General features: G+C 65.4%; 3 protein-coding genes. All 3 read left to right on the top strand.

From position 1 onward, the window contains the following. The coding region (locus tag VMS96_15885; GenBank protein ID HVP44906.1) for an HlyD family efflux transporter periplasmic adaptor subunit at window positions 1-609 on the top strand (609 nt) is incomplete at its 5' end. Further along, window positions 606-3,548: a ribosome-associated ATPase/putative transporter RbbA gene (gene rbbA, locus VMS96_15880; protein ID HVP44905.1), complete on the top strand. Its 2,943-nt coding sequence runs from the start codon at window positions 606-608 to the stop codon at window positions 3,546-3,548. The genes VMS96_15885 and rbbA, both read left to right, overlap by 4 nt. A gap of 2 nt (window positions 3,549-3,550) precedes the next feature. Next, window positions 3,551-4,539, top strand: a 989-nt coding sequence (locus tag VMS96_15875) for an ABC transporter permease (GenBank protein ID HVP44904.1), incomplete at its 3' end; no start/stop codon positions are given.

Below are 4,539 nucleotides of genomic sequence, written 5' to 3'. Positions count from 1 at the left end.
GATGACGATCGTGCGCGGGTCCAGAGTGCAGAGGCCACCGTCGTTTCCGCCCGCGCCCAAGTCGCCGCGGCCGAGGCCGCCGTTGCCACGGCGCGCTCAGAGGTCGCTGGCGCGGAATCCAACATCGAGGCCCAGCAGGCCACAATCCGGCGGATTCAGGCCGACATTGACGACAGCATTCTTAAATCTCCACGCGACGGTCGCGTGCAATACCGCGTCGCCGAGCCCGGGGAGGTGATGGGCCAAGGCGGCCGGGTGCTCAACCTCGTCGATCTCACCGACGTGTACATGACCTTCTTTCTACCGACGGCGCAAGCCGGGCGGGTGACGCTGGGCAGTGAAGTGCGGCTGGTGCTCGATGCCGCCCCGCAGTATGTGATTCCCGCGCGGGCCACCTTCGTGGCCGATGTCGCCCAGTTCACGCCCAAGACCGTGGAGACGCAGATCGAGCGGGAGAAATTGATGTTTCGTATCAAGGCGCACATCCCGCCCGAACTCCTCCGGGAACATATTAAACAAGTGAAGACCGGCCTACCCGGGGTCGCCTATGTGCAGCGTGACCATCAGACGGAGTGGCCGGCCCGTCTGGCCGTGAGGCTTCCGCCATGAGCATACACGCTGAGACAGTTGACGCGTCGCCATCCCTCTCCTCAGTTGTGGCGCAGCTGCAGGATGTCACGCTGCGCTACGGTAAGACCCGGGCCCTAGATGCCGTCAGCCTTGACGTGCCAGCCGGGCGCATGGTGGGATTTATCGGTCCGGATGGCGTCGGCAAATCGAGCCTGTTTGCCCTGGTGGCGGGCGCGCACAAGATGCAGGCCGGCACGATCACCGTGCTGGGTGGGGACATGGCCGAGGTGCGCCACCGCCGGGCGGTCTGCCCGCGGATCGCCTATATGCCCCAAGGCCTCGGCAAGAACCTCTATCCCACGCTGTCGGTAGCGGAAAATCTCGACTTCTTCGCCCGGCTATTCGGCCAGGGGCGCGCCGAACGCGCGCGGCGGATCGCGGATCTGCTGCAGGCAACCGGATTGGCGCCCTTCCCCGACCGGCCGGCCGGCAAGCTCTCGGGCGGGATGAAGCAGAAGCTGGGGTTGTGCTGCGCGTTAATTCACGATCCCGATCTGTTGCTGTTGGACGAGCCCACCACCGGCGTCGATCCGCTGTCGCGGCGGCAGTTCTGGGAACTGATTGACCGCATTCGCGTCGATCGCCCCGGCATGAGCGTGATGGTGGCCACCGCCTACATGGAAGAGGCGGCGCGTTTCGACTGGCTGGTGGCCATGAACGCCGGGCAAGTGCTCGCCACCGGCACGCTGCAGGAACTCCTGGCGCGCACTCATGCTGATTCCTTGGAAGCGGCCTTTATTGACCTCCTGCCGCCGGCGCAGCGCGCGGGGCATCGGGCCGTGGTCATCCCGCCGCGTGAGGCGGGCACCACGGAAGAGGTGGCGATCGAAGCCCAGGACCTGACCATGCGCTTCGGGGACTTCGTCGCCGTCGACCATGTCAATTTCCGCATCGCGCGCGGCGAGATCTTCGGCTTTCTCGGCTCTAACGGGTGCGGGAAGACGACGACAATGAAGATGCTGACCGGCCTGTTGCCGCAAACCGAAGGGGAGGCGAAGCTGTTCGGCAAGCCCGTGGACCCGCACGATCTCAACACCCGCCGGCATATCGGCTACATGACGCAGGCCTTCTCGCTCTACAGCGAGCTGACGGTGCGGCAGAATCTGGTCCTGCACGCGCGGCTGTTCAAACTGCCGGAGGAGAGCATCCCGGCGCGGGTGCAGGAAATGGCGCAGCGGTTCGGTTTGACTGAGGTGATGGATGCGCTGCCTGATGCCCTGCCCATGGGCCAGCGCCAGCGCCTCTCGCTGGCGGTGGCGATGATCCACGCCCCGGAGATGCTGATTCTCGACGAGCCGACCTCGGGCGTGGATCCGGTGGCGCGCGATAATTTCTGGCAGATCCTCATCGAGCTGGCGCGGCGGGACAAGGTGACGATTTTTATCTCCACCCACTTCATGAACGAGGCCGAGCGCTGTGACCGCATCTCGCTGATGCACGCTGGCAAAGTGTTGGTCAGCGACGCCCCGGCGGCGCTGGTGCGCCAGCGCGGGGTCACCACGCTGGAGGAGGCCTTCATCAGCTACCTCGAGGAGGCGAGTGGTGCCGCTGTGCAAAAGGCGAAGGAAGACCGCACGACGCCCGAGCCTGCCCTGAGCAGCGCCGCAGGGGCTCACGCCGACCCTCAGGAGGACAGTCACTCAGCCGCGGGTCACTCCGACACTCCACCACTCCATGCTTCTAGTTCGTTTTCCCTCCGCCGCCTGTTCAGCTATACCCTGCGCGAGTCGCTGGAACTGCGCCGCGACCCCTTCCGCCTGAGCCTCGCCATCCTGGGCAGCGTCATCCTGATGGTCGTGCTGAGCTATGGCATCACGCTCGACGTGGAGCACCTCTCCTTCGCCGTGCTTGATTACGATCAAACCACCACCAGCAGCGATTATGCCCTCAATCTCGCGGGCGCCTCACGCTGGTTCAGCGAGCGCGCGCCGCTGCGCGATTACGCCGATCTGGACCGGCGCATGCGCGCGGGCGAAGTGAGTCTGGCGATCGAGATCCCCCCCAAGTTCGGGCACGATGTCTCGCGCGGCACGCCCACGGAAATCGGGGTCTGGGTCGATGGCGCCATGCCCGTGCGCGGCGAAACGGTGCGCGCCGACATCGTCGGGGCGCACCGGCTCTGGTTGAACAGCAAGGCTAGGGAGCGGTCTCCCACTGGGGCGCGGGAGCGATCCCCGACCAGGGACGTGGGGCTCGCCGCCATTGAACCGCCCTACAAGCAGCCCCGGCTGCCCTCCACCTTCAGGAGCGGCGCGGCGGTGGGGCTCGTGGGGCTCGCCACCATTGAAACCCGCTACCGCTACAATCCCGACGTCCTCAGTATCGTCGCCATGGCGCCGGGCAACATCCCGCTGCTGTTGATCTTGATCCCGGCGATGCTGACGGCGCTATCGGTGGTGCGTGAGAAGGAGATGGGCTCCATCGTCAATCTCTACGTCACCCCGGTCACGCGCCTGGAGTTCCTGCTCGGCAAGCAAATTCCCTATGTAGTCCTGGCGCTGCTCAATTTCCTGCTGCTGTGCGGGTTGACCGTAGCGGTGTTCGGCGTGCCCCTGAAAGGCAGCTTTGTCGCCCTGGCGGTGGGCGCACTGCTGTATGTGGGCGCGGCCACCGCGACGGGCCTGTTGATCTCCACCTTCACGCGCAGCCAGATCGCGGCGATGTTCGGCACGGCGGTGCTGACCATCCTGCCGACCACGCAGTTCTCCGGCATGGTCTACCCGGTCTCCTCGCTCGAAGGGATGGGGGCGCTGGTCGGGCGCATCTACCCCACGACCCATTTCTTGACCATCGCGCGCGGCACGTTCAACAAGGCGCTCGCGTTCGCCGATCTCCAGCCCGCGTACGTGGCGCTGCTGCTGACCGTGCCTGTGCTCATTCTTGTGACGGCAGCCTTACTCCCCAAGCAGGAACGGTAACCATGCGCGGCGGCAATATCCTGTACCTCGGCGTCAAGGAACTGCGCAGCCTGCTGCGCGACCCGATTCTGCTCGGGCTGATGCTGTTCTCCTTCACGGTCAATGTCTATTCCTTCGCCACGGCGATCCCGGATACGCTCAACAAGGCGCCGATCGGCATCGTCGACCAGGATCACTCGCAACTCTCCACGCGCCTTGTCGACGCCTTCTACCCCCCGCTCTTCCAGCCGCCGGCGCTCATCACGCCGGCCGAGATGGATGCGCGGATGGACGCGGGGGTGGATACTTTTGCGCTCTACATCCCGCCCGACTTCGAGCGCGATGTGCTGGCCGGACGCAGTCCCACGGTGCAGCTCAACGTCGACGCCACGCAGATGATCCAGGCGTACACGGGCAACGCGTATATCCAGACCATCGTGAGCAGCGAGATCGACGCCTTCGTGCAGCACCACCGGGCGGGCGCGAGTGCCGCATTCGCGAGTCAACGCTTCGCTGAGCGCCCCCCGGTCGACCTCGCCCTGCGGGTGCGCTTCAATCCCAATTTGACCCGATCCTGGTTCGGCGGGGTCATGGAGGTCATCAACCAGGTCACGCTGCTCTCCATCATCCTCACCGGCGCGGCGCTGATCCGCGAACGCGAGCACGGCACCATCGAGCATCTCTTAGTCATGCCCGTCACCCCGTTCGAGATCATGACCAGCAAGGTGTGGGCGATGATGCTGGTGGTGCTGGTCGCCACCAGCCTGTCGGTAGCGCTCGTGATCCAGGGGGTGCTGGCGGTGCCCATCGAAGGCTCGCTGGCGCTGTTTCTGACCGGGACGGCGCTGCACCTGTTCGCCACGACCTCGATGGGCATCTTTATGGCCACCATCGCGCGCTCGATGCCGCAGTTCGGGATGCTGGTGATGCTGGTGCTGTTGCCGCTACAGACGCTCTCGGGCAGCTACACGCCGCGCGAGAGTATGCCGGAGGTCGTGCAATGGGTCATGCT

The organism is Terriglobales bacterium, assembly GCA_035543055.1.
Taxonomy (GTDB): domain Bacteria; phylum Acidobacteriota; class Terriglobia; order Terriglobales; family Acidobacteriaceae; genus JAIQFD01.
Note: the sequence above shows the minus strand (reverse complement) of the source record. Positions and strands in the feature narration are given on the sequence as shown.